Below are 22716 nucleotides of genomic sequence, written 5' to 3' on the forward strand. Positions count from 1 at the left end.
GGCGGCTTTCGAACCGACGGGCTCCGCAGCACCCGGAGCGTTCACAGGGGCTGCGCGGGAGCCTCGCGCGCGCTGTAATGGCGAAGTGGTGAGGAGTGAGGGCGCTGCGATCAGCAGAACGAGAACGGAGCGTGCCGAAGCCGCCCTGGACACGCTCACCGCTGCGCCCGTCACGCCCGACCGGCTGCGCCGGGTCCTCGAACAGGCCCTGGTGTTCGCCGGCGCGGCCTTCGCCGGGGTCTACACGCCCGGCGACGACCCGGCCCTGCTCATCCTCGCCGAGTCGGCGGGCCTGCCGCGCACCCACTACGGGCTGCGCGACGCCTATCCGGCCGCCGGCGGATCCCCGGTCGCCGAGGCGCACCGCACCGGACACCCGCTCTGGCTCGGCCCCGAGCAGCTCGCCGACTGCCCCGGGGCACGGCGCACCCCGTCCCCGGACTTCTCCGTGGCCGCCCTGCCGCTCGGGTCGGCGGGCAGTGGCTGTCTGCTGGCCGTCAGCGAGCACCCCGGCGGCTTCGGCCCCGACGACCGCGCCTGCCTGGAGCTGATCGGCCGCGCCATCGCCGTACCCGCGCCGGCCGCGCCCGAAGGGGACACCGGCGAGTTGCCGCCGGACACCTTCAGCCTGGCCATGGACAGCGGCCGGGTCGAGGTCGGCGGCGACATCCTGCGGCTGTTCGGGCTCGCCCGGGACGCCTTCGACGGCCGGGTCGAGACCCTGCTCGCTCTCACCGTGCCCGAGGACCTGCCCGCGCTGATGTCCGTGGTCGAGGCCGACCACATGTCCATCGGCGACCGTGAGCTGGAGTTCCGCATCCTGCAGCCCTCCGGCGCCCCCAGGTGGCTGCGGCTGCGCGGCCGGCTGGTGCCGGGCGGCGAGGGCCGCGGCGCCCGGCTCGTCGGCACGGTCGCCGACGCCTCCACCCTGCGCTCCGAGGTCACCGACGTGGCCCGGGTGCAGCGTCTGGCCGCCGCCCTCGCCACCGCCGGCACCGTCAAGGACGTCGGCAAGGCCGTCGTCGCCGCCCTGCGCGGGCCACTGCAGGCCGACCGGATCGCGCTCGCCGAACTGGAGAACGACCGCCTCGTCGTCACCGTCCTCGACCCGCCCGAACCCGATGCCTGGCCCGAGCTGTGGCGCACCGAGTGGCGCACCGAGTGGCCCGACGCGCCGGTGCGCGCCATGCCGACGCTGGCCGCCGCGCTGCGCGAGGGCCGCGCCCGGATCTGGCCTGCCGGCTCCGCACTGGAGCCCGCTCTCGCCGAGGTCGGCCCCGGCGGCCTCGCGGTGCTGCCGCTGCCCGCGGGCGGCCGCATGGCCGGCGCCTGCCTGATCGGCTGGGACCGCCCCCGCGACTTCGGCCCCGACGAGCGGGCCCTGCTCACCGCCTGCGCCGCCCTGACCGGGCAGGCCCTGCTGCGCGCCCATGCCTTCGACGCCGAGCACGAACTCGTCGGCATGCTCCAGCGCACCCTGCTGCCGCGCCGCCTGCCCCGGCTGCCCGGCGCGGTCGCCGTCGCCCGGTACCTCCCCACCACCGCCGGACTGGAGGTCGGCGGCGACTGGTACGACGTGATCCCGCTCGCCGACCACCACGTGGCCCTCGTCATCGGCGACGTGCAGGGCCACAACGCGGGCGCCGCCACCCTGATGGGCCAGATGCGCACCGCGCTGCGCGCCTACGCCGCCGAGGGCCACGCCCCGGACGTGGTCGTCGCCCACGCCAACCGGCTCCTGCTGGACATGGAGACCGACCTGTTCGCCACCTGCGCCTATGTCGACGTCGACATGGAGCAGGGCACCGCCTGGTGTGTACGGGCCGGCCATCTCCAGCCCGTGCTGCGTCACCCGGACGGCACCGCCGAGATCCTGCGGGCCGAGGGCGGCCCACCGCTCGGCGTGCTCGGCCAGGCCGAGTTCCCGATGACCCCGCTGCGGCTGCAACCCGGCACGGTGATCGCGCTGACCACCGACGGCCTGGTGGAGTCGCCGGACGCCGACATCGACGTGGGCATGGACCGGCTCGCCGCCGACCTGGCCGCCGCCGACCCCGCACACCTCGGGCTGGTCGCGGACGCGCTGCTCACCGGCGCGCACCGCGGCGACGACGTCGCCCTGCTGCTGATGCGGTACGACGGCATGGCCGTCAAGCCGCTGCGCGAGAGCTGGACGGTGTGGCGGGTGCCGGAGGCGGTCCGGCACGCCCGCCGCTTCACCCGGCGCACCCTGCGCGCGTGGGGCGTCCCGCAGGACACCCAGGAAGCGGCCCAGCTGGTGGTCTCCGAACTCGTCACCAACGCCCTCGTGCACACCGGAGGCCAGGTCCGCCTCGACCTCAGCCTGGTCAGCCACCGCCTTCGCCTGGCCGTCGCCGACGCCTCCCCGCGCAGCCCCGTCAAGCCCACCAGCATCGGCTGGGAGGCCACCGGCGGCCGGGGCATCCTCCTGGTGGAGGCGGTGTCGGCGGCCTGGGGCACGCTGCCGGTCAGCGGCGGCAAACAGGTGTGGGCCGATCTCGTCTCGGGCGGCTGAACCGCCGCCGGGCGGCCCTCGGGTGCGGTGGCCGCTGGGCGTGGTCGGCCCGTCCCCGGCGGCTGACCGCCACACGGGTACGTTTCGCGTAGGTCGGCGACGCTTGGGGAGGCACATCACGCAAGCGGTGCCTAGGGTCGACTGGTGTGGCACACACCTTCGAAGAACTCGTGCAGAAGCAGCGCGCGGCCGACGCGGCCCACGCCACGGTCGAGGACCTGCGGGACGCCTACGGCCCGCCGGCCGAGCGGCGGATGACCGACGCCCAGTCGGGCACCTACGAGACCGCGCTGCGTGCCTGGCGGGACCTGGCCCGGGATGTGCAGACCGCGCTGAGCGAGTACGCGAGGGACACGGGCCGGCCGCGGCCCGAGGTGGAGGCAGAGGTCGCCCGGGCGGCGGCGGAACCCGAGGACGCATGAGCCGTACCGACCGCCGCCCGGAGCGGCTCGTGGACGCCCTGGACGCCCGACTGCCCGTGTACGAGGGCGGCCCGATGCTGCGCAAGGCGTTCCCCGACCACTGGTCGTTCCTGCTCGGCGAACTCGCCCTGTACAGCCTGCTGGTGCTGGTTCTGACGGGGGTCTGGCTGACCCTGTTCTTCCAGCCGGAGATGCGCGAGGTCGTCTACGCGGGCCCCTATGCGCCCCTGCGCGGAGTGCGCATGTCGGCCGCCTTCGACTCCACCCTGCACATCAGCTTCGACGTGCGCGGCGGACTGCTGATGCGGCAGGCCCATCACTGGGCCGCGCTGGTCTTCGTCGCCGCGATCGGCGCGCACCTGCTGCGGATCTTCTTCACCGGTGCCTTCCGCCGGCCGCGCGAGATGAACTGGGTGATCGGGGTGACGCTGTTCGCGCTCTCGCTCGCCGAGGGCTTCGCCGGGTACTCGCTCCCGGACGACCTGCTCTCCGGCACCGGACTGCGCATCGCCCAGGGCATCATGCTGTCGATCCCGGTCGTCGGCACCTACGTGGCCTTCTTCGCCTTCGGCGGCCAGTACCCGGGCCACGACATCATCACCCGCCTGTATCCGCTGCACGTCCTGCTGCTCCCGGGTGTTCTGCTCGCCCTGGTCGCCGTGCACCTGATGCTGGTGGTGTACCTCAAGCACACCCAGTGGCGCGGCCCGGGCCACACCCGGGACAACGCCGTCGGCAAGCCGTTCCTCCCGCAGTTCACCGGCTCCTCCGGTGGACTGGCCGTCATCGTCGGCGGCGTCCTGGTGCTCCTCGCCGGCATCGCTCAGATCAACCCGGTGTGGAAGTACGGCCCCTACCGCCCGGACCAGGTCTCCACCGCCTCCCAGCCCGACTGGTACGTCGGCTTCCTGGAGGGTTCGCTGCGGCTGGTCCCACCGTGGGAGACGAACCTCGCCGGTCACACCCTGATGTGGAACGTCCTGCTCCCGGCGGTCGTCCTGCCGGCCCTGCTGTTCCTCGTGCTGTACGCCTATCCGTTCGTGGAGCAGCGGCTGACCGGCGAGTCGTGGACCGAGCGGCATCTGTGCGACCGGCCCCGCGAGCGGCCCGTCCGCACCGGGCTCGGCGTGGCGGGCACGGTGTGCTACGGCGTGCTGCTGCTGGCCGGCGGCAACGACGTCATCGCCCAGACCTTCCACGTCTCCGTCAACGCCATCACCTGGACGCTGCGGGTCGCCCTGATCGTGGCCCCGGTCCTGGCCTTCCTGGTGACCCGGTGGCTGTGCCGGGCCCTGACGGCGGCCGAGAACGAGCGGCTCGCCGAGGGCGTGCCCACGGGCGAGATCCGGCAGAGCGTCACCGGCGGGTACGAGACCGATCACGAGCCCGTGGACACGTTCCGGCCCGGGGCCCCGCGCCGGCCGCTCACCGGTGCGCGTACTGGAACACCATCCCGTACACCCCCCGCGCCAGAACGCCCAGACCGATGATGAACAGCCACAGCCCGAAGACCACGCCGGTCGCCGTCACCGCGAAACCGAGCGCGGTGACGATCGGCCACGGACTCTCGTCGGGGAAGAACGCCACCGGCCCGGCCGCGTCCGCCACCTCGGCCTCGGTGCGGTCCTGGGCCCGGGTCCCCCTGCGCCGGTACTGGACCAGACAGAAGAACGCGACCAGCCCGGCCATCCCGCAGGCGACGACCAGTGCGACGGTGCCCGCCTCCTCCCCCGACCACACCCCGTACAGGGCCGCGGACCCGCCGAAGAACACCGCCACCCCGCCGAACAGCATCGCCTCGGCCTTCATCGCGCCAGCTCCTCTCCGGCCGGGCTCCGGACCTCCGGATGATGCAGGTCGAACGCCGGGGACTCCGAGCGGATCCGGGGCAGCGCGACGAAGTTGTGCCGCGGCGGCGGGCAGGACGTCGCCCACTCCAGGCCACGGCCCCACCCCCACGGGTCGTCCACGCCGACCTTCTCGCCCCTGGTGGCGGTGTGCCAGACGTTGTAGAGGAACGGCAGGGTGGAGATGCCCAGCAGGACCGCGCCCGCGGACGACAGGGTGTTGAGCAGGGTGAAGCCGTCCTGGGGCAGATAGTCCGCGTACCGGCGGGGCATGCCCTCCTCGCCGAGCCAGTGCTGTACCAGGAAGGTCAGCTGGAACGCCGGGAACAGCAGCCAGAAGTGCACCTTTCCGAGCCGCTCGTCCAGCATCTTCCCGGTGAACTTCGGCCACCAGAAGTAGAACCCGGCGAACATCGCGAACACCACCGTGCCGAACAGCACGTAGTGCAGGTGCGCCACGATGAAGTAGGTGTCGGTCAGATGGAAGTCCAGCGGCGGCGAGGCGATCAGCACCCCGCTCAACCCGCCCAGCAGGAAAGACATCAGGAAGCCCAGCGACCACAGCATCGGCGTCTCGAACGACACCGAGCCGTGGATCATCGTGCCGATCCACGCGAAGAACTTGATGCCCGTGGGGACCGCGATCAGGAACGACATGATGGAGAAGAACGGCAGCAACACCGCGCCGGTGGCGAACATATGGTGTGCCCACACCACCGCCGACAGCATGGTGATGGCGATCGTGGCCCCGATCATCGGCAGATAGCCGAACAGCGGCTTGCGGGAGAACACCGGCAGGATCTCCGAGACGATCCCGAAGAACGGCAGCGCCACGATGTAGACCTCGGGATGCCCGAAGAACCAGAACAGGTGCTGCCACAGCAGGGCGCCCCCGTTCGCCGCGTCGAAGACGTGCGCCTGGAACTTCCGGTCGGCCTCCAGCGCCAGCAGCGCCGCCGTGAGCACCGGGAACGCGGGCAGGATGAGGATCGAGGTGAACAGCACGTTCCAGGTGAAGATCGGCATGCGGAACATCGTCATGCCCGGCGCGCGCAGGGACAGGATCGTGGCGACGAAGTTCACCGCCGTGAGCGTCGTCGACACACCGGAGACCACCAGCCCCATCGCCCACAGGTCACCGCCCGCACCGGGGGAGAAGTAGGCGCTGTTCAGCGGCGCGTAGGCGAACCACCCGAACGCCGCCGCCCCGCCGGGCACCAGGAAACCGGAGACCACCATCAAGCCGCCGAACAGGTACATCCAGTACGACAGTGCGTTCAGCCGGGGGAAGGCCAGGTCGGGCGCGCCGATCTGCAGCGGCATCACCGCGTTGGCGAACCCGGCGAACATCGGGGTGGCGAACAGCAGCATCATGATCGTGCCGTGGATCGTGAAGAACTGGTCGTATCCCTGCTTGCTCAGGAACTGCAGACCCGGCCGCGCGAGTTCCGCGCGCATCCCGAGCGCGAGCAGCCCGGCGAGCAGGAAGAAGCTGAACGCCGTGACCATGTAGAGGCGGCCGATCACCTTGTGGTCGGCGGTGGAGAGCCAGCGCAGCAGGCTCCGGCCAGGGCGCGGGGCGGGGGCGGTGTAGCGCGCGACGATCTCGTGGGTGTCCGACATTTCCGGTAGTTCCGTCATCACGTGTGACGCTACTCCCCGTCACCTGCGGCCTCCCGTGCGCCACGCCTCGGATCAGGGGTCGTATCCGCCGCTCGGAGGGGTACCCGGCGGTCATGAACTCCGCCATGTACACAGCCGCCACGGGAGCCCAGGTGTTCGGGTACGTCCTCATCCTGCTCGTCGGCGTCGCCTGCGCCGCCGGACTGATCTGGGCGTTCCGGCTCGGCTTCAAGGTGCGCCAGCGTGAACCGGACCCGCCCCGCCCCCACGAGCAGCCCCGGGTGCCACCGTCCGGGCCCGTCCACGAGACCCACGAGATGCGCGAACCCGACGAGGTGCCCCGGGCCGCGGACAACAGCGAGCGTCTCACCCCCTACCAGGTCGGCAACGTCCGTTCCCGGCGCGCCGAAGACCAGCGCCGGCCGCGTTGGTCGCCCGGTTCCAGCGGATCCTTCGGCGGCGGAGGCGGCGGCCGGACCTGAGCCGCGAGCGCGTTTGCGGGCGCGCCGCCGAGGGGACTCGGGGAGGCACCGATCGACACCCACCGGCGGGACCGACGGACCGGTCCCGCCGGTGCGGTGACGCAGAGAGAAGATGGACTACGTGACCGCGCATCCCACTGAGAAACCCGCCCCGCTGCCCTACGCCGAGACCGGCTGGGCGAAGGCCCTCCGGCGGCGCGACCGGGGAGTGCGGACCTGTCTCCCCGCCGTCCTGGACCGCGGTGTCACGCAGCAGCAGGGCGCCGAGGACAACATCGTGCGCGGCGAGGACTGAGCGGGTCCCGGAGAACACCACCTGGCAAACTCCTGTCGGCACCAGAGCAACGCCGGCGTAAAAACCCGGTCATACAAACGAAGGTCCGATCCGGACGATCGCCGTTAGGGTGGGCGAATGAAGCCTCTGGTGCTCTCCGGCGGTTCCGGCACCCGACTGCGACCGATCACGCACACCCCGGCGAAACCGCTCGTACCGGTGGCCGGTGAGCCCGTGGTGTCCCACGGCCTCGAATCTCTCGCGGAGGACGGGATCACCGAGGTCGGGACCGTCGTCGGGGACAGCGCGGGGGAGATCGGGGAAGCCGTCGGCGACGGCCCCGAGTTCGGCCTGGACGTCACCCGCATCCGCCAGGAACGCCCCCTCGGTCTCGCGCACGCCGTCCTCGTCGCACGTGACTTCCCCGGCGACGAGGACTTCGCGATGTGCCGCACGCCCGCCGCCGATCCGCGTGCCTTCGGCGCCGCCGAACTCGACACGGCCGGTCAGGCGGTCGGCCTGCAGGAGAAACCCGAGCAGCCCGGGAGCGACGAGGCCGTACGCGCCGTGAAACCGTCCTGGCGGGGCGAGTCGGAGATCACCCACGCCCTCCAGTACCTCGTCGGCACGCGCGCCGCCGTGCGGTCCACCGCCATCGGCGGCCACCGGAAGGGCACCGGGAACGTCGGCGACATGCTGGAGGTCCACCGGACCGTGCTGGAACGCCTGGAGCGGCGTATCGCCGGTGAGGCGGACGACGCCGCGAAGACCGTCGGCCGGGTGGTCATCGACGAGGGGGTCGGCGCCGGGACCGTCGTCGGCGACTGCTCCGTCGGCCCCTACAGCTCCGTCGCGGACCGCCGGATCACCCCCAGCGAACCGGAGTTGCCCATCGTGCCGCGGGACTCCTCCGTCGCCGGGGCGGCCCGGATCGATTCCTCGCTGATCGGCCGGCACGCCCCGGCGGCCGGAGTGCCCCGTGCCCACCGACTCGTCCTCGGAGACCACGGCAAGGTGCGGATCCGTTCATGAACCTCCTCGTCACCGGCGCCGCCGGGTTCATCGGCTCCCGTTACGTCCACATGCTCCTCGCCGACGACTCGCCCGAGGCGCCCCGCGTCACCGTGCTGGACGGACTCACCTATGCCGGCACGCTCACCAACCTTCCGCAGGGCCATCCCCGGCTCGACTTCGTGCACGGCGACATCTGCGACGCCGCCCTGGTCGACAAGCTGATGGCCGACGCCGACCAGGTCGTGCACTTCGCCGCCGAGTCCCACGTCGACCGGTCGATCGCGGGCGCGGGGGAGTTCGTCCGCACCAATGTCCTCGGCACCCAGACCCTGCTGGACGCGGCCCTCAGGCACGGCACCGGCCCGTTCGTGCACATCTCCACCGACGAGGTCTACGGCTCCATCGACACCGGATCCTGGCCGGAGGAGCACCCGCTCGCGCCCAACTCGCCCTACTCCGCCTCCAAGGCCGCCTCCGACCTGATCGCCCTCGCCCACCACCGCACCCACGGCCTGGACGTCCGGGTCACCCGCTGCTCCAACAACTACGGCCCGCACCAGTTCCCCGAGAAGGTGGTCCCGCTCTTCGTCACCAACCTCCTCGACGGCCTGAAGGTCCCGCTCTACGGCGACGGACGCAACGTCCGCGACTGGCTGCACGTCGACGACCACTGCCACGGCATCGACCTCGTGCGCACCCAGGGCCGCCCCGGCGAGGTCTACAACATCGGCGGCGGCACCGAGCTGAGCAACAGGGAGCTGACCGGCCTGCTCCTCGACGCGTGCGGCGCCGGCTGGGGAAGGGTCGCGTACGTCACCGACCGCAGAGGTCATGACCTGCGCTACTCGGTCGACTGGAGCAAGGCCCGCGACGAACTCGGCTACCGCCCGCGCCGGGACTTCGCGTCCGGGCTCGCCGAGACCGTCGCCTGGTACCGCGACCACCGCGACTGGTGGGAGCCGCTGAAGAGGCGGAGCGCCCGATGAGGTGGCTGGTCACCGGCGCGAGCGGCATGCTCGGCCACGACACCGTGCACGAACTGCGGATGCGCGGCGAGGACGTCACGGGGCTGGACCGCGCCGCCCTCGACATCACCGAACCCCGCGCCGTACAGCGGGCGTTGGCCGACCACCGGCCGGACGTGGTCGTCAACTGCGCCGCCTACACGGCCGTGGACGCCGCCGAGACCGACGAGGACCGCGCGCTGCTCGTCAACGGCGGGGGCCCCCGGCTGCTGGCCCGCGCCTGCTCCGCACGGGGCGCCCGCCTGGTCCACGTCTCCACCGACTACGTCTTCTCCGGCGAGGCCCGCACCTCCCCCTACGCCGAGGACCATCCACCGGCCCCGCACACCGCGTACGGCCGCACCAAGCTCGCCGGGGAACGGGCCGTACGGGCCGAACTCCCCGGCGGATCGGCCGTGTTGCGCACGGCCTGGCTGTACGGCGTGCACGGCCGCAGCTTCGTCCGCACGATGCTGGAGCTGGAGGCCGGCCGCGACACCGTCGACGTCGTGGACGACCAGCGCGGGCAGCCCACGTGGAGCGCGGACGTGGCCGCCCGGATCGCCGACCTGGGCGCCACGGACGCGCACGGCGTCTTCCATGCCACCAGCTCCGGCGATGCCAGCTGGTACGAGCTGGCGCGCGAGGTGTTCAAGCTGGCCGGCGCCGACCCCGACCGCGTGCGCCGCACCGGCAGCGGGGCCTTCGTCCGGCCCGCGGCCCGGCCCGCCTACAGCGTCCTCGGCCACGCACGGTGGCGGACGGCCGGTCTCGCACCGCTCAGGGACTGGCGGTCCGCCCTGCAGGAAGCACTGCCCCACATCCGCAAGGAGACGTCCTAAGTGAAACGGCACGAGTTCCTGCGGGAACTCCACAAGGTCAGCGCGAACCGCAACTACCTGGAGATCGGCGTCAACGACGGCCGCAGCCTGACGCTGTCCCGGGTGCCCAGCATCGCGATCGACCCCGCGTTCAAGGTGGTCACGGAGGTACGCTGCGACGTCCATCTGGCGAAGGCGACCAGCGACGACTTCTTCGCCCGCGAGAACCCCCTCGCGCATCTGCGCGGCGGCCGCCACCCGCTGCGCAACCTCGCCCGCAACCGCAGCCCGTTCGGCTACTGGAAGCGCACCACGCTCGACCTGTCGTTCATCGACGGCATGCACCTCTTCGAGTACGCGCTGCGCGACTTCATCAACATCGAGAAGCACGCGGACTGGGCCGGCATCATCGTCTTCGACGACATGCTTCCGCGCAACATCGACGAGGCCGCCCGCGACCGGCACACCGACGCCTGGACAGGCGACGTCTACAAGCTGATCGAGATCCTGGGCCGCCACCGCCCCGACCTGGTCACGGTCCTGGTCGACACCGCTCCCACGGGCCAGCTGGTGGTGTTCGGCGCCGACCCGATGAACACCGTCCTCAAGGACAAGTACGACGACATCGTCGCGGAGTTCGACGTCCCCGACCCGCAGAAGGTCCCCGAGTCCGTCCTGGGGCGCACCACGGCCGTCAGGCCCGAGGAGTTCCTCGCCGCCGGTTTCTGGAAGCCGCTGGTCGCGGCCCGCAACCGGGGCACGAAACGCCCCCGGGGCTGGGAGTCGCTGCGCCGCGCACTGGCCCCCTACGCCGTCGGCCGCTGACCTCGCCCGAACGCCCTCAGCCGCCGAACTCCCCGGAGCGCAGCCGCTGGTAGTGGGCGGAGCAGTCCCGGTACGCGGGCAGCAGCCCGGACCGCTCCGCCTGAGCCAGCGAGGGCGCCTCGGCGTCCTTGTCCGACAGCACCGGCTCGATGCCCTCCGGCCAGGCGATGCCCAGCACCGGGTCGAGCGGGTGCACCCCGTGCTCGCGCTTCGGCGCGTACCCGGCCGAGCACAGGTACACCACCGTGGCGTCGTCGGTGAGGGCCATGAAGGCGTGCCCGAGCCCCTCGGCGAGGAACACCGCGCGCCGGGACTCGTCGTCGAGGCGTACGGCCTCCCACTGCGCGTAGGTGGGGGAGCCGACGCGGATGTCCACGACGACGTCGAGGACGGCGCCGCGCACACAGGTGACGTACTTGGCCTGACCGGGCGGCACGTCGGCGAAGTGGATGCCGCGCAGCACGCCCCGCCGGGAGACGGAGCAGTTGGCCTGGACGAGCTGCAGGTCGTAGCCAGTGGCCTCGCGGAACTCCTGGTCCCGGTACCACTCGTGGAAGCTGCCCCGGTCGTCCGGAAACACCTGGGGCTCCAGCACCCAGGCGTCACCTATCCCCAGTTGTCGCACGCCGTCACGCCTTCCCTGTCGTCAGTACCCCGCCCAGCAGGCGCCGTGCCCCGCGCACCAGCCGGCGCAGCATACCGGGCGGCGACGGCCGGACCACCTCCACGGCACCGCGCGTGCGGCCCACCCGCAGCAGCAGCGGCAGCTTCAGCGTCCGTCCCCCGGACAGGCGCAGCTCCGTGCGCCACAGGCCGTTCCGCAGCTCGCCCAGCGGCAGACCCGTCTCCAGCAGCGCATGGACGCCGTCGGCGGGCGTGAGGACGGCCGGCCGGTCGACCGTCCGGCCCGAGGCGCCGACCAGGCGGACCGTGGCCGCCGTGGTGTCGGGCACGCACAGCGGCAGTGCGACGGTCAGTGTCTCGGCGTCGGAGACCGCCGCGTCCGCCGGGGTGAGCCGGTGCAGACCGAGGCCCTTCACGGCGCGGTCCACGTCCAGGGACAGATTGCGGTGCTGCTTGGTCCAGTACGGCAGCAGGACCCGGTCCGCGACGATCCCGGCCGGTGGGAGCGCGAGCCCCGCCCCGGGGGCGGGGCCCAGCCGGCACTCCTTGGTCCAGCCGCCCAGGCCGACCCGCGCGTACAGGTCCCACAGCCCGCCGTGCAGCGGTGCGCCGCCGGCCGCGCGGGCGGGGTCGACGGTGGCGGTGGCGCGCAGTACCAGACGGCTGCCGCCGTCCTCGGCCGGGACCCGTTCGCGGGTGACCTCCACCGGCTGGAAGAAGGAGGCCGCGCTCTCCCGGTCGCGCACGACCAGGTCCACGGTGGCGGTCCCGAAACCGGCGTCGGCGGCCGCCGCCAGCCAGGACGCGGCCTCGGCGACATCACGGGGCGCCCCGTCCGCCGGGGGCCCCGAGGCGTCCACAGGGACGGTCAGCGGGCCCCCGGCGCCGGTGTACTCGGCGCTGAGGTCGATGCGCAGGGTGCCGTCCCGCCAGGCGACACCGGCCGGGACGGCGCGCGGCCGCACCCCGTCCTCCCACGTGGCGTACGCGACCAGGTCGTCGTAGCGGTCCTCGCGGATCAGCGCGGCCACGATCCGCTGGGCCGGGCGCAGTCCGGCGGCGACCCCGGGACCGAAGCGCTCGACGACGACCGCGCGCATCTCCCGCAGCAGTTCGCGCCGGTGGTCGTCGGGCATCGCCAGCAACCGGCGCCCGCTCATCCGCTCGACCATCTCCACCCGCAGCCAGCGGCGCAGCAGCCTGTCGCGCAGCGGGCCCGGCTCGGTGTACCGCTCCACCGCGTCGAGGGCCTCGCGGAGGTTCTTGAAGTAGCCGACGGGGTCGAAGCGCTGGAAGCCGGCGTTGGAGGCGTCGTCGCGTTTGAGGTGGTAGTAGCAGACGTAGTCGCCGATCACCGAGACGTTGTCCGCGCGCAGATAGGCCTCGGTGACGAAGACATGGTCCTCCAGGCGCCGCCGTCCCTCGGGGAAGCGCAGGCCGGTGCGGTCCAGGAAGGAACGCCGGAACATCTTGTGCGGGGTGAGGCTGTCGATCAGGGGCGCGTTCCCGACGGTGGCGTGGGGGCGGTTGCGGCGGAACAGTTCCACCGGCACCGGCCGGCCCTTTCCGGCCATCTTGCCGACGATCACGTCGGCCTTGTTCGCGACCCCGTAGTCGTACATCCGCTCCAGGGCCTCGTCGCCGAGCCGGTCGTCGTTGTCGACGAACATCACGAACTCGCCCCCGGAGGCCTCGATGCCCACGTTGCGGGGCTTGCCGGACCAGCCGGAGTTCGCCTGGTGGATGACGCGGACGTGCGGGTGCTCCGCGGCGAGCGCGTCCAGGCGGGCCGGGGTGGCGTCGGTGGAGCCGTCGTCCACGAAGATCACTTCGTAGGCGTCGGGAGGCAGCGACTGGCGCAGCAGCGAGGCGATGCAGTCCTCGATGTACGGCCCCGGGTTGTACACGGGGACGATGACGCTGACCTTGACCGGCATCCGGCTCCAAGCCCCCTTTGTCCGCTCGCCGTTGCCTCGGTGGCACGGTGGGCGTGGCCGAATGCTAACCCGGCACCTCGCGCAGGGGCACGGGGCCCCGCGCAAGGTGCCGGGCCGGCCGGTCAGGCGTGGGTCTTGGCGAGCAGTTCCAGGACCTCGGCCGTCGTGCCGCTCTCGCCGAGCCGCGGGAAGATCCGCTCGACGCTGTTCGCGTGCGCCCCGGCGTCGGCATCGGACATCGCGTCGGTGGCGAGGGTGACGTGGTAGCCGTGGGCGTAGGCGTCCCGCGCGGTGGACTCCACGCCGATGCTGGTCGCGATGCCGGTCAGCACGATCTGGGTGATGCCGCGGCGGCGCAGCTGGACGTCCAGGTCGGTGCCGTGCAGGGCGCTCCAGTTGTGCTTGGTGACGTGGATGTCGCCGGGGTGCCCCGACAACTCGTCGACGACGAGGTCCCAGCCCTCGGGGAAGGCGAGGCCGCGCGGCTGGCGCTCGGTGCGCCCCGGGACGGCGTCGGCGCCGTCGGCGGCGAAGGAGACGCGGACCAGGACCACGGGCAGGTTCCGGGAGCGGAACGCCTCGGCCAGTGCGGCCGTGCGGGCGACGACGTCCGAGGCCGCGTGCGGCTGCACGGGCATGCCCACGATGCCGTTCTGCAGGTCGATCGCGACAAGGGCGGTGCGGGGGTCGAGCGTGGTGAGCGACATGAGTCGGTCAGGCCTTTCCAGGGGTTGTGGTGGCTGCGGAGGTGAGCCGGCCGAGGGAACGGTCGGGCAGGGTCGTCGCCAGCAACAGGGCGGAGCAGGCGAGCATGAACAGGGCCAGGGCATGCAGCCCGGGGGTGTCGGCGCGGTGTGGGTAGCAAGCCGCAGTGGCGGCGGACGCGGCCAGCGCGCCGAGATAGCCGAAGGTCCGCAGGAGCCCGGCCGCGGAGGCGATCCGCTCCGGGTCGGCCTGCCGGTACAGGGCGTTCTGCGTGGCGAGGCCCAGGAGCCCCTGCGGGATGCCGAGCACCGCACCGGCCGTGAGCAGCAGCCACAGCGGACTGCCGGCGCGCACGAGGAGCATCAGGGCACAGCCCGCGACCTGGAGCACCGAGCCGATGAGGAGCTTGCCGCGCACCGCCTCCCGGCGTCCGCTGAGCGCGGACACGACCAGCGCGGCCGCCGACTGCGGCAGCAGCACGAGCCCGGCGGTGGACGCACTGAGCCCGCGCCCCTGCTCGAGCCACTGCGTGTAGCCGTACATGAAGGCGTACGAGGTGGTGTAGGCGAGCAGTTGGCGCAGATAGGTGGCGAGCTGCGGGCCGTTGCCGCCGAGGACACGCAGGTCGATGAACGGGTCCGGCACCCGTAGCTCGCGCAGCGCGAAAATCGCGGCAGCGGCCGCCGACAGCACCGGCAGGTACCAGCGCTCGGCGCGCGGGTCCATCAGGAACAGCATCAGCGCGACCAGCAGCAGGGCGAACAGGGCCATGCCGGGCAGGTCCACGCCGCGCCGCCGGATCGTCCCGGACCGGGGCAGCCGCAGCGCGCCGAGCACCAGGCAGGCCGCCGAGAGCGGCACGTTGACGACGAACACGGCACGCCAGCCGCCGAACCCGATCAGCAGGCCGCCGAGCGCGGGCCCGACGACGGCCACCGTCTGGTTGGCGACGGCCAGCGCGGCCAGCACCCCGGCCGGGCTGTCCTGCCCGGTGCGTTCGGCCTCGCTGCGGGTCAGCCGCATGGCCGCCGGGTACGCCGCCGACGTCCCGAAGCCCAGCAGGACCCGGGCCGCGATCAGCGCGCCCAGCGAGGGCGCGAGCGCGCCGAGGAGACCGGCGACGCCGACCAGGGCCGTACCGGCGAGGTAGAGCCGGCGCGGGCCGTACATGTCCACCAGGCGGCCGATGACGGGCTGTCCGACGGCCGTGGCCAGGTAGAGCGCCGACACCAGCCAGGCGGTCTCGGCGGGTGGGGCCCCGAAGGCGACGCCGATCGGCACCAGGGCCACGGCGATCATCGAGGAGTTGATCGGGTTGAGCACCGAGCCGACGAGCATCGGAGGGATCAGCCGGCGGTCGAATCCGGTGGGGGAGGGGCGAGCGGCCTTCTCGGCGCGTGCGCTGAGCCTCGGTGTCACGACTGCGACAGCCGTTCCATCAGCTCCAGTGCCGCGAGGACGGTCTGCCGCTCCTCCTCGGTGTAGCGGTCCTGGAAGGCGCGGGCCAGCCACTCCTCGCGGACCTGCCGGTTGCCCTCGATGCGGGCCCGCCCGGTGTCGGTCAGGGTGACCAGCTGCCGGCGGCCGTCGTCGGGATCGGGGGCGCGCCGGATCAGCCCGTGCTGGTCCAGCGCGGCCAGTGTGGTCGCCATCGACTGCGGCCGCACGCCCTCGGCGGCGGCGAGCGCGCTGGCCGTGGCGGCGCCGTGCTTGCCGACCAAGGTGAGCGCCGACTCCTGGGAGGGGCTGAGGTCGGTGTCCTGCGCGACCTCGCGGATGCGGCGCCGCAGCCGGCTGAACACCACGCGCAGATCGCGCGCGGCGCGGGCGGCGGAGTCGGAGATGTCAGCCATGCCGCCACCCTAGGACCGGCAGTCGAAACTGTCCAGTCCAAGCTGTTCAGTTTTGCCTGGTGAATCGTCGGGTACTCGCTCGTCCTCGGACAGGACAGCAGCACATCGGTGAATCCAAGGAGCGCAGATGACCCCTGCGGACACGTCCGGCCTGGAGGCCGCTCTCGGTGCCGAGGTGGACGGCGAGGTCCGCTTCGACGCCGGCAGCCGCGGCGCCTACGCCACGGACGGTTCGAACTACCGGCAGGTCCCCCTGGGTGTCGTCGTCCCGCGCACGGTCGAGGCGGGCGCCCGGGCGGTTTCGGTGTGCGCACGCTTCGACGCCCCCGTCCTCTCCCGGGGCGGCGGCACCAGCCTGGCCGGACAGTCGACCAACACCGCCGTGGTGATCGACTGGAGCAAGTACTGCACCCGGCTGATCTCCGTCGATGCCGAGCGGCGGACCTGTGTGGTGGAGCCAGGGATCGTCCTCGACGAACTCAATCGTGAACTCGCCTCGCACAAGCTCCAGTTCGGGCCCAAACCCTCCACCCACAGCCACTGCGCGCTCGGCGGCATGATCGGCAACAACTCCTGCGGCGCCTCCGCACAGGCCTACGGCAAGACCGTCGACAACGTCCGGCAGCTGGAGATCCTCACCTACGACGGACAGCGCGCCTGGGTCGGCCCCACCCCGCCCGACGAGCGCGCCCGGATCGCCGCCGGCGGCGGCCGGCTCGCCGAGCTCTACGGCGGCCTGGACCGCATCGCCACCGATTACCTCGCCGACATCCGCCGCGGCTACCCGAAGATCCCGCGCCGCGTCTCCGGCTACAACCTCGACTCCCTGCTGCCCGAGAACGGCTTCGACGTGGCCAAGGCGCTCGTCGGCAGCGAGGGCACCCTCGTCACCGTCCTGCGCGCCGAAATCGACCTCGTCCCGGTGCCGCCGTACCAGTCGCTGCTGGTCCTCGGCTACGACGACATCTGCGCCGCCGCCGACGACGTCCCCCACCTGCTGGAGCACTGCTCGCCCAGCCAACTGGAGGCGCTGGACGGGCGCATGGCCGAGCTGATGCGCGAGGAGGGCGCCTACCTGGACTCGCTGGCCGTGCTGCCCGAGGGCGACAGCTGGCTGATGGTGCAGTACAGCGGCGACAGCCAGGAGGGCGTCGACGAGCAGGCCCACGCCCTGCTGCGCGCCATCGGCCGCGACGAGAAGGAAGGCCGGGTCGCCTTCTCCGACGACCCCGAGCGCGAGCAGAAGATGCTCAGGGCCCGCGAGGCCGGACTCGGCGTCACCGCGCGCCCGCCGGACGACCGGGAGACCTGGGAGGGCTGGGAGGACTCCGCCGTACCGCCGGAACGGCTCGGTGACTATCTGCGGGACCTGAAGGAGCTGTTCGACGAGTTCGACTACGACCACCCGTCCGTGTACGGCCACTTCGGCCAGGGGTGTGTGCACACCCGCATCCCGTTCGGTCTGAGGACGGCCGACGGCGTGGCGGACTTCCGCCGTTTCGTGGAGCGCGCCGCCGACCTCGTCGCCTCCTACGGCGGCTCGCTGTCCGGCGAGCACGGTGACGGCCAGTCCCGCGGCGAACTGCTCACCCGTATGTTCGGCGAGCGGCTGGTGACCGCCTTCGGTGAGCTGAAGGCCCTCTTCGACCCCCGCGACCGGATGAACCCCGGAAAGATCGTCCGCCCCAACCCGGTCGACGGTCAGCTGCGCCTCGGCCCCGGCTGGCGGCCGGAAACCCCCTCCACCTACTTCGACTTCCCGGAGGACGAGCACTCCTTCAACCGGGCGGTGATGCGCTGCGTCGGCATCGGCAACTGCCGCAGCCACTCCGGCGGGGTGATGTGTCCCTCCTACCGGGCCACGAGGGAGGAGGAGCACTCCACGCGCGGCCGGGCCCGGCTGCTCTTCGAGATGCTCAACGGCCACGCCGACTCCGCGATCCAGGACGGCTGGCGCTCCACCGCCGTACGCGACGCGCTCGACCTGTGCCTGGCCTGCAAGGGCTGCAAGTCCGACTGCCCCACCGGCGTCGACATGGCCACCCTCAAGGCCGAGTTCCTCGCCCACCACTACGAGGGCCGCACGCGCCCCGCCGCCCACTACTCCATGGGTTACCTCCCGGTGTGGGCCCGGCTGTCCCGGATCGCCCCCTCGCTGGTCAACTCCGCGCTGCACGCGCCCGGCCTCGCCGGCGTGGGCAAGCGGCTGGCCGGCATCGACGGGGCACGCTCGGCACCCGTGTTCGCCCAGGAGTCCTTCCTCCAGTGGTGGCAGACCCGCGACCGGGAGCAGCCGGACCCGGCCGACCCGCGCACCGTGGTGCTGTGGCCCGACACCTTCAGCAGCTATTTCCACCCCGCGATCGCGAAGTCGGCCGTACGGGTCCTGGAGGACGCCGGGTTCCGGGTCGCCGTGCCCACCGAGCCGGTGTGCTGCGGCCTGACCTGGATCTCCACCGGCCAACTCGCGGTGGCCAAAAGGGTGTTGAGTCGTACCCTCGGAGTGCTGCGCCCCTACCTGGAGGCGGGCACCCCGATCATCGGCCTCGAACCGTCCTGCACGGCCGTCTTCCGCGCCGACGCGCCCGAGCTGATGCCCGCCGACCAGGACGTGCAGCGGCTGGCCGGCCAGGTCCGCACCTTCGCCGAGCAGCTCGTCCACCACGCCCCGGACGAATGGCGGCCACCGCAGCTCGCCCGGCAGGCGACCGTGCAGACCCACTGCCACCAGCACGCGATCATGAAGTTCGACGCCGACCGCGAACTGATGCGCCGCGCCCACCTGGACGCCGAGGTCCTGGACGAGGGGTGCTGCGGACTCGCCGGCAACTTCGGCTTCGAACGCGGCCACCACGAGGTCTCCATGGCCGTCGCCGAACAGGGCGTCCTGCCCGCCGTACGCGCAGTCGCGCCCGACAGCCTGGTCCTCGCCGACGGCTTCAGCTGCCGCACCCAGATCGAGGAGGGCGGCACCGGCCGCCGCGCACTGCACCTCGCCGAGGTGCTGGCCCTCGGACTCGACGGCACCCTGCCCAGCGACCAGCCGGAACGCCTGGCCGCCCGCCCGCCCGAGCCCTCGCGCACCGCCCGCTGGGCGACGACGGCGACCGTCGCCGCCCTCGCCGCCGGCGGCGTGGTACTCGCGGCGCGGCGCCGGGTCTGAGGAGGCGAGCGTGAGCGACCGGCCCACCGTCGACGCCGTCGACACCGCCGTCTACACCGTCCCCACCGACGTCCCCGAGGCGGACGGCACCCTCGCCTGGGACAGGACCACCCTCGTCCTGGCCACCGTGCGCTCGGGCACCACCACCGGCCTCGGCTACACCTACGCCCCGGCCGCCGCCGCCCACGTGGTCCGCGAACTCCTCGCCGGCACCGTCACCGGCCTGCCCGCGCTCGACGTGCCGCTCGCCAACGAACGGATGTGCCGGGCCGTACGCAATGCCGGACTGCCCGGCGTGGCCGCCCAGGCGGTCGCCGCCGTCGACATCGCCCTGTGGGACCTCAAGGCCCGCCTGCTCGACCTCCCCCTCGTCGGCCTGCTCGGCGCTGCCCGCGAGGACGTGCCCGTCTACGGCAGCGGCGGCTTCACCACGTACGACGCCGACCGCCAGGACCGCCAACTGCGGGGCTGGGCCGAGGACGAGGGCATCCCCCGCGTCAAGATCAAGATCGCCGAGTCCTGGGGCAGCCGCGAGAGCCGGGACCTCGAACGGGTCGTCCGCGCGCGGGCGAGCGTCGGCGACGGGGTCGAGCTGTACGTGGACGCCAACGGCGGCTACAGCGGCGGGCAGGCCGTACGTGTCGGCGACGCGCTCGCGGACCAGGGCGTGACCTGGTTCGAGGAGCCCGTCTCCTCCGACCACCTCACGCTGCTCACCGACCTCCGCGGCCGCCTGCCGATGGACGTCACCGCCGGCGAGTACGGCTACACCCTGCCGTACTTCGAGCACATGCTGGCCGCCGGGGCGGTCGACTGCCTCCAGGCCGATGTCACCCGGTGCGGCGGCATCACCGTCTGGCTGCGGGTCGCCGCGCTCGCCCAGGCGCGCGGGATCGAGATCTCCGGGCACTGCGCCCCGCACGCCCACGCGCATGTCGCCGCGGCCGTACCCCGGCTGCGCCACCTGGAGTGGTTCCACGACCACGTCCGCATCGAGCGGCTCCTCTTCGACGGCGTCCTCGACCCCGGCGGGGGGAGCGTCACGCCGGGCGCCGACGGGACGCCCGGGCTGGGGCTGAGCCTCGCGGCGGAACGCGCCGAGCCGTACCGGGTGGAGTGAAGTCACCGTGTGGGAAAGGAAGATGACCATGCCCTCGACCGTCGTCATCACCGGCGCCAGCGCCGGTATCGGACGCGCCACCGCCCGTCTGTACGGTCTGCGCGGCGCGAACGTCGTCCTGGTCGCGCGGGGCGAGGGCGGCCTTCGGGCGGCGGCGGACGAGGTCGCGGCCCTCGGCGGGCGCCCCCTCGTCCAGACGGCGGACATGGCGGACCAGGCCCAGGTGGAGGCCGTCGCCGACGCGGCGGAAAGGGAGTTCGGGCCGGTCGACGTGTGGATCAACTGCGCCTTCGCGAGCGTGTTCGCGCCCTTCGACGAGATCACGGCCGAGGAGTTCCGGCGGATCACGGAGGTCACCTACCTCGGCTTCGTCAACGGCACCCGCTCGGCCCTCAAGCGCATGCTGCCCCGGGACCGGGGCACCATCGTGCAGGTCGGCTCGGCGCTCGGGGAGCGGTCGATCCCGCTGCAGTCGGCGTACTGCGGCGCCAAGCACGCCATCAACGGCTTCAGCTCCTCGCTGCGCACGGAACTGCTGCACCGCGGCAGCCACGTACGTGTCACCGTCGTCCAGATGCCCGCGGTCAACACGCCCCAGTTCGAATGGGTCCGCTCCCGGCTGTCCAAGCATCCGATGCCGGTGCCGCCGATCTACCAGCCGGAGGTCGCCGCCCGGGGCGTGCTGCACGCGGCCGACCATCCGCGCCGCAAGCAGTACTACGTCGGCGCCAGCACCTTGGCCACCATCTGGGCCAACCGGCTCGCCCCGGCCCTGCTCGACCGCTACCTCGCCCGCACCGGCTTCGACGCCCAGCAGACCGACCGCATCCCACCGGCCGGCCTGGACAACCTCTTCGCCCCCGTGGACCAGCACCTCACCGAGGACCGGGGCGCCCACGGCTCCTTCGACGACAGCGCGCACGCCCGTAGTTGGCAGCAGACCCTGGCACGGCACCCCGCCGCCGTCGCCGCCGGCACGGGCGCGGCCGTGCTGGGCGCCGTGAGCGCCATCCGCCGGCTGACCGCCTGAGCCGGCGGCGGAGGCGCGAGGAGAGGTCACAGGCCGCGCAGGAACTCCAGCAGCGCGTCCGTGACGACGTGGGGCCGCTCCTGCTGGGACCAGTGGCCGCACTCCGGCACCTCGACGGCCCCGCGCAGGTGCGGCACGAGGGCCCGTGCGGCGTCGTCCAGCGCGGAGAAGCCGCGCACGGCGAAGTGCTCACCGCTGATGTACGTCACTTCGTTCACTCTGTGAGGTGCGTCACTCTATCTCGGAGGCCCGGATACGCTGATCCGGTGCGCCTCCTCCTCATGTCCGACACCCACCTGCCGAAGCGGGCCAAGCGTCTCCCGGACGCGCTGCTGGCCGAACTCCCGCTCGCGGACGTCGTGTTCCACGCCGGGGACTGGGTCGACACCGCCACCCTCGACCTGCTGGAGAGCCGCAGCCGCCGGCTCATCGGGGTCCACGGCAACAACGACGGCCCGGATCTGCGGGCGCGGCTCCCCGAGGTGGCCTACGCCGAGATCGGCGGCCTGCGCTTCGGCGTCGTCCACGAGACCGGCCCCGCCCGGGGCCGCGAGACCCGCTGCGCCGCCCGGTTCCCCGACCTCGACGTCCTGGTCTTCGGCCACAGTCACATCCCCTGGGACACCACCGCCCCCACCGGCCTGCGCCTGCTCAACCCCGGCTCACCGACCGACCGGCGCCGCCAGCCCCACTGCACCTACCTCACCGCGACCCTCACCGACGGCGCGCTCGGGGACGTGACCCTGCACCGGCTGCCGCGGCCGTAGCGCGGACCACGGGGAACCCCCTGTCCGGTGCCGTCACCGGTGCCCAGCGGTGCGCCGCCTTTGCCGCAGCCTTGCTGCCGCCCACGCCAATACCGCGACCCCGGCCGCCACGACCGCCGCCCGCTTGGCCACCGGCAGCCCCGCCGTGCGCAGGAGGTCGAGCGATTCCGGCGCCGTCCCGTCCCGCTGCCGCGGTCGGTCCCCGGCGGCGGCCGGTGCCGGCGCCCGCTCGGCCAGCCGGTCCGCCAGGCACTCCGCGAACCGGCCCACCAGACGGTCGCCCACCTCGGCCAGCACGCCCCGCCCGAACTGTGCGGGACGGCCGGTCACCGTCAGCTCGGTCCGTACCGACACCGCCGTACCGCCGTCTCGTTCGGTCAGGATGCCGGTGACCGTCGCCCGGGCCGTGCCCTGCCCCCGGGTCTCCCGGCCGCTTGCCACGAGCACCATCCGGTGTGCCGCCTCGTCCTGCTCCTCGAACACGGCCGTGCCGCGGTAGGCGACGGTGACCGGGCCGACCTTGACCTTCACGGAACCGGTCACGGTCTTGCCGTCGTAGTCCTCCACCACCGCGCCCGGCAGACAGGGCGCGACCCGTTCGATGTCGAGGAGCGTGTGCCAGGCGTCGTCGACCGGGACGGGGACGGTGAACTCGTGGTGCAGCTCCAT

At 72.8% G+C, this 22716-nt stretch carries 22 protein-coding genes; 13 read left to right on the forward strand and 9 right to left on the reverse strand.

Annotated elements, in window-relative coordinates; translation table 11 throughout:
- Positions 1 to 88: 88 nt before the first annotated feature.
- The 3 genes from AB0L59_RS09425 (at position 89) to AB0L59_RS09435 (ending at position 4448) form a co-directional block, all read left to right on the forward strand.
- Positions 89 to 2536, forward strand: coding sequence for a SpoIIE family protein phosphatase (locus tag AB0L59_RS09425; RefSeq protein WP_365581611.1), 2448 nt, complete (start codon positions 89 to 91; stop codon positions 2534 to 2536).
- A gap of 146 nt (positions 2537 to 2682) precedes the next feature.
- Positions 2683 to 2958, forward strand: coding sequence for a hypothetical protein (locus AB0L59_RS09430; RefSeq protein WP_365581185.1), 276 nt, complete (start codon positions 2683 to 2685; stop codon positions 2956 to 2958).
- Positions 2955 to 4448, forward strand: a complete 1494-nt coding sequence (locus tag AB0L59_RS09435; protein ID WP_365581186.1) for a cytochrome bc complex cytochrome b subunit — start codon at positions 2955 to 2957, stop codon at positions 4446 to 4448. Before AB0L59_RS09430 ends, AB0L59_RS09435 begins: the two co-directional genes overlap by 4 nt.
- On the opposite strand, the gene AB0L59_RS09440 is transcribed toward AB0L59_RS09435, so the two are convergent.
- Both AB0L59_RS09440 and ctaD read right to left on the reverse strand, forming a co-directional pair.
- Positions 4384 to 4767, reverse strand: a complete 384-nt coding sequence (locus AB0L59_RS09440; RefSeq protein WP_365581188.1) for a cytochrome c oxidase subunit 4 — start codon at positions 4765 to 4767, stop codon at positions 4384 to 4386. The two genes, AB0L59_RS09435 and AB0L59_RS09440, sit on opposite strands and share 65 nt — an antisense overlap.
- On the reverse strand, positions 4764 to 6428 hold the full coding sequence (ctaD, locus tag AB0L59_RS09445) for a cytochrome c oxidase subunit I (RefSeq protein ID WP_365581190.1): 1665 nt from the start codon (positions 6426 to 6428) through the stop codon (positions 4764 to 4766). Before ctaD ends, AB0L59_RS09440 begins: the two co-directional genes overlap by 4 nt.
- 113 nt (positions 6429 to 6541) lie before the next feature.
- Between ctaD and AB0L59_RS09450 the strand changes: the two genes are divergently transcribed.
- From AB0L59_RS09450 to AB0L59_RS09475, 6 genes are all read left to right on the forward strand, one after another.
- Positions 6542 to 6910: a DUF6479 family protein gene (locus AB0L59_RS09450; protein WP_365581192.1), complete on the forward strand. Its 369-nt coding sequence runs from the start codon at positions 6542 to 6544 to the stop codon at positions 6908 to 6910.
- 112 nt (positions 6911 to 7022) lie between these two features.
- Complete coding sequence (locus tag AB0L59_RS09455) at positions 7023 to 7205, forward strand: hypothetical protein (RefSeq protein WP_365581193.1); 183 nt, start codon at positions 7023 to 7025, stop codon at positions 7203 to 7205.
- Between the two features lie 117 nt (positions 7206 to 7322).
- On the forward strand, positions 7323 to 8216 hold the full coding sequence (locus AB0L59_RS09460; RefSeq protein WP_365581194.1) for a sugar phosphate nucleotidyltransferase: 894 nt from the start codon (positions 7323 to 7325) through the stop codon (positions 8214 to 8216).
- Positions 8213 to 9184, forward strand: a complete 972-nt coding sequence (gene rfbB / locus AB0L59_RS09465; RefSeq protein ID WP_365581195.1) for a dTDP-glucose 4,6-dehydratase — start codon at positions 8213 to 8215, stop codon at positions 9182 to 9184. Before AB0L59_RS09460 ends, rfbB begins: the two co-directional genes overlap by 4 nt.
- Complete coding sequence (gene rfbD, locus AB0L59_RS09470) at positions 9181 to 10044, forward strand: dTDP-4-dehydrorhamnose reductase (RefSeq protein WP_365581196.1); 864 nt, start codon at positions 9181 to 9183, stop codon at positions 10042 to 10044. Before rfbB ends, rfbD begins: the two co-directional genes overlap by 4 nt.
- A complete protein-coding gene (locus AB0L59_RS09475; protein ID WP_365581198.1) occupies positions 10045 to 10848 on the forward strand; it encodes a class I SAM-dependent methyltransferase in 804 nt (267 codons plus the stop codon). It begins immediately after the preceding gene.
- 16 nt (positions 10849 to 10864) lie between these two features.
- On the opposite strand, the gene rfbC is transcribed toward AB0L59_RS09475, so the two are convergent.
- From rfbC to AB0L59_RS09500, 5 genes are all read right to left on the reverse strand, one after another.
- Positions 10865 to 11473, reverse strand: coding sequence for a dTDP-4-dehydrorhamnose 3,5-epimerase (gene rfbC / locus AB0L59_RS09480; RefSeq protein WP_365581200.1), 609 nt, complete (start codon positions 11471 to 11473; stop codon positions 10865 to 10867).
- A gap of 4 nt (positions 11474 to 11477) precedes the next feature.
- A complete protein-coding gene (locus AB0L59_RS09485; RefSeq protein WP_365581201.1) occupies positions 11478 to 13409 on the reverse strand; it encodes a glycosyltransferase in 1932 nt (643 codons plus the stop codon).
- Between the two features lie 122 nt (positions 13410 to 13531).
- The gene (locus AB0L59_RS09490) at positions 13532 to 14116 is read right to left on the reverse strand and encodes a hydrolase (protein ID WP_365581203.1); all 585 of its coding nucleotides are present in this window, start codon (positions 14114 to 14116) and stop codon (positions 13532 to 13534) included.
- 7 nt (positions 14117 to 14123) lie between these two features.
- Positions 14124 to 15533: an MFS transporter gene (locus AB0L59_RS09495; protein WP_365581205.1), complete on the reverse strand. Its 1410-nt coding sequence runs from the start codon at positions 15531 to 15533 to the stop codon at positions 14124 to 14126.
- A complete protein-coding gene (locus AB0L59_RS09500) occupies positions 15530 to 15967 on the reverse strand; it encodes a MarR family transcriptional regulator (RefSeq protein WP_365581207.1) in 438 nt (145 codons plus the stop codon). Before AB0L59_RS09500 ends, AB0L59_RS09495 begins: the two co-directional genes overlap by 4 nt.
- 127 nt (positions 15968 to 16094) lie before the next feature.
- Between AB0L59_RS09500 and AB0L59_RS09505 the strand changes: the two genes are divergently transcribed.
- Genes AB0L59_RS09505 through AB0L59_RS09515 form a run of 3 tightly spaced genes read left to right on the forward strand, consistent with a single transcriptional unit; the run spans position 16095 to position 21280 of the window.
- A complete protein-coding gene (locus tag AB0L59_RS09505; protein WP_365581209.1) occupies positions 16095 to 19130 on the forward strand; it encodes an FAD-linked oxidase C-terminal domain-containing protein in 3036 nt (1011 codons plus the stop codon).
- 10 nt (positions 19131 to 19140) lie between these two features.
- On the forward strand, positions 19141 to 20250 hold the full coding sequence (locus AB0L59_RS09510) for an enolase C-terminal domain-like protein (RefSeq protein ID WP_365581210.1): 1110 nt from the start codon (positions 19141 to 19143) through the stop codon (positions 20248 to 20250).
- A 28-nt stretch (positions 20251 to 20278) separates the two neighbouring features.
- A complete protein-coding gene (locus AB0L59_RS09515) occupies positions 20279 to 21280 on the forward strand; it encodes an SDR family oxidoreductase (RefSeq protein WP_365581211.1) in 1002 nt (333 codons plus the stop codon).
- 26 nt (positions 21281 to 21306) lie between these two features.
- On the opposite strand, the gene AB0L59_RS09520 is transcribed toward AB0L59_RS09515, so the two are convergent.
- Positions 21307 to 21489 (reverse strand): alpha/beta hydrolase, encoded by a 183-nt coding sequence (locus AB0L59_RS09520; protein WP_365581213.1) that lies wholly within the window; start codon positions 21487 to 21489, stop codon positions 21307 to 21309.
- Positions 21490 to 21546: 57 nt separating this feature from the next.
- On the opposite strand from AB0L59_RS09520, the gene AB0L59_RS09525 reads away from it, so the two are divergent.
- Positions 21547 to 22047 (forward strand): metallophosphoesterase, encoded by a 501-nt coding sequence (locus AB0L59_RS09525; RefSeq protein ID WP_365581215.1) that lies wholly within the window; start codon positions 21547 to 21549, stop codon positions 22045 to 22047.
- A gap of 33 nt (positions 22048 to 22080) precedes the next feature.
- Here the strand turns inward: AB0L59_RS09525 and AB0L59_RS09530 are convergent, their stop codons facing one another.
- Positions 22081 to 22716, reverse strand: coding sequence for an SRPBCC family protein (locus AB0L59_RS09530; protein WP_365581216.1), 636 nt, complete (start codon positions 22714 to 22716; stop codon positions 22081 to 22083).

Source organism: Streptomyces sp. NPDC052109 (genome assembly GCF_040680195.1).
Classification (GTDB): domain Bacteria; phylum Actinomycetota; class Actinomycetes; order Streptomycetales; family Streptomycetaceae; genus Streptomyces.

What these genes read in the sequence shown, in the direction of transcription:
- rfbD (WP_365581196.1), top strand. Translation starts at nt 9,181, where the DNA reads ATGAGGTGGCTGGTCACCGGCGCGAGCGGCATGCTCGGCCACGACACC.
- rfbB (WP_365581195.1), top strand. Translation starts at nt 8,213, where the DNA reads ATGAACCTCCTCGTCACCGGCGCCGCCGGGTTCATCGGCTCCCGTTAC.
- AB0L59_RS09440 (WP_365581188.1), bottom strand. Translation starts at nt 4,767, where the DNA reads ATGAAGGCCGAGGCGATGCTGTTCGGCGGGGTGGCGGTGTTCTTCGGC.
- AB0L59_RS09435 (WP_365581186.1), top strand. Translation starts at nt 2,955, where the DNA reads ATGAGCCGTACCGACCGCCGCCCGGAGCGGCTCGTGGACGCCCTGGAC.
- AB0L59_RS09530 (WP_365581216.1), bottom strand. Translation starts at nt 22,716, where the DNA reads ATGGAGCTGCACCACGAGTTCACCGTCCCCGTCCCGGTCGACGACGCC.
- AB0L59_RS09450 (WP_365581192.1), top strand. Translation starts at nt 6,542, where the DNA reads ATGAACTCCGCCATGTACACAGCCGCCACGGGAGCCCAGGTGTTCGGG.
- AB0L59_RS09505 (WP_365581209.1), top strand. Translation starts at nt 16,095, where the DNA reads ATGACCCCTGCGGACACGTCCGGCCTGGAGGCCGCTCTCGGTGCCGAG.
- ctaD (WP_365581190.1), bottom strand. Translation starts at nt 6,428, where the DNA reads ATGTCGGACACCCACGAGATCGTCGCGCGCTACACCGCCCCCGCCCCG.
- AB0L59_RS09515 (WP_365581211.1), top strand. Translation starts at nt 20,279, where the DNA reads ATGCCCTCGACCGTCGTCATCACCGGCGCCAGCGCCGGTATCGGACGC.
- AB0L59_RS09455 (WP_365581193.1), top strand. Translation starts at nt 7,023, where the DNA reads ATGGACTACGTGACCGCGCATCCCACTGAGAAACCCGCCCCGCTGCCC.
- AB0L59_RS09485 (WP_365581201.1), bottom strand. Translation starts at nt 13,409, where the DNA reads ATGCCGGTCAAGGTCAGCGTCATCGTCCCCGTGTACAACCCGGGGCCG.
- AB0L59_RS09490 (WP_365581203.1), bottom strand. Translation starts at nt 14,116, where the DNA reads ATGTCGCTCACCACGCTCGACCCCCGCACCGCCCTTGTCGCGATCGAC.
- AB0L59_RS09500 (WP_365581207.1), bottom strand. Translation starts at nt 15,967, where the DNA reads ATGGCTGACATCTCCGACTCCGCCGCCCGCGCCGCGCGCGATCTGCGC.
- AB0L59_RS09460 (WP_365581194.1), top strand. Translation starts at nt 7,323, where the DNA reads ATGAAGCCTCTGGTGCTCTCCGGCGGTTCCGGCACCCGACTGCGACCG.